Here is a 440-nt window from a genome sequence, read left to right as displayed (position 1 = left end):
GGGATAACAATCTCATCCGTCGATGGTCGAAAGAAAGCCTTCTGACCGACGTAGTTGATGGTTGCTCCCGTCGCTTTAAAGAAATCCTCCACATCCTCCCTCAAATCAAGCTCACCTCTCAGATCCGTTTTAGGCTCTGGTTTGGTGATCCCCTCAATCTGATCCAGGTTGAAAACAACAAACGTTTTCAACATAGGAATCGTTTCGATTTTCTCTTTACCATTCACTGTCTTTTCTTTTTCCAAAGACTTGTAAAAAGTAATATGCGTCCCCTTTTCACCTTTAATTACGTTCCCCCCAAGATCTAATGCTTGCTTGAAAGTTAGCCATTGATTCGAGCTAAATTGATTCATTTGAGCACTCATCCAAAGCAACATCACATTCATTCCTGAATACGTGTTACCTGTTGAAAAGTTATAAGGTAGACCGTCGGACTGAGT

Annotated in this window: 1 protein-coding gene; it reads right to left on the bottom strand. The window is 41.6% G+C overall.

Features of this window, described 5'->3' with window-relative positions:
• Positions 1 to 377, bottom strand: a 377-nt coding sequence (locus A142_RS15970) for an ArdC-like ssDNA-binding domain-containing protein (protein ID WP_241813130.1), incomplete at its 3' end; no start/stop codon positions are given.
• Positions 378 to 440: the final 63 nt, after the last annotated feature.

Source organism: Vibrio splendidus 12E03, assembly GCF_000272105.2.
GTDB classification, from domain to species: Bacteria; Pseudomonadota; Gammaproteobacteria; order Enterobacterales; family Vibrionaceae; genus Vibrio; species Vibrio splendidus_I.
Note: the sequence above shows the minus strand (reverse complement) of the source record. Positions and strands in the feature narration are given on the sequence as shown.